General features: G+C 62.3%; 1 protein-coding gene. It reads right to left on the bottom strand.

Features of this window, described 5'->3' with window-relative positions; translation table 11 throughout:
* Positions 1-39: 39 nt before the first annotated feature.
* Positions 40-438 (bottom strand): hypothetical protein (locus QCE88_RS42005; protein WP_309911948.1); only part of this gene is annotated, 399 nt, incomplete at its 5' end.

Here is a 438-nt window from a genome sequence, read left to right as displayed (position 1 = left end):
TTGACGCGATACGACCCGCGGCGCTCGGGCGCGGCCGGCTTAATTGACCTGCTCCGGTGCGCAATACGTAGTCTCGGGCGCACCGGACATGATGCGGTGGACGACTTCCAGTCCCTGCATGTAGGCATGGTCCATATTCGACACTTCGTAGCGCCAGCCGCCGAAGCGTCCCCGGCTGAAGATGCCGAGTGGTTCCAGTTGCTCGTGAATGTCCGCCAGCGCAGCATCGCGACCTTGAAAAGGCAAAGGGTAGCCGTGAGCGAGCGCTTTTTCGAAGGTGGATACGACGGCCTGATCGTCCATCAGCCCGATGGCACGGAGCCCTTGCAGCACATCACGGCGCAGCTTGTCGTCGATCATCGCAGGCTGGTCGGGTGCACGGCTGATTTCGCAAAGGATCGAATAATACGGGCCGCCGGACGGCACGTTGCCGGGCGA

The organism is Caballeronia sp. LZ035 (genome assembly GCF_031451175.1).
Classification (GTDB): domain Bacteria; phylum Pseudomonadota; class Gammaproteobacteria; order Burkholderiales; family Burkholderiaceae; genus Caballeronia.
Note: the sequence above shows the minus strand (reverse complement) of the source record. Positions and strands in the feature narration are given on the sequence as shown.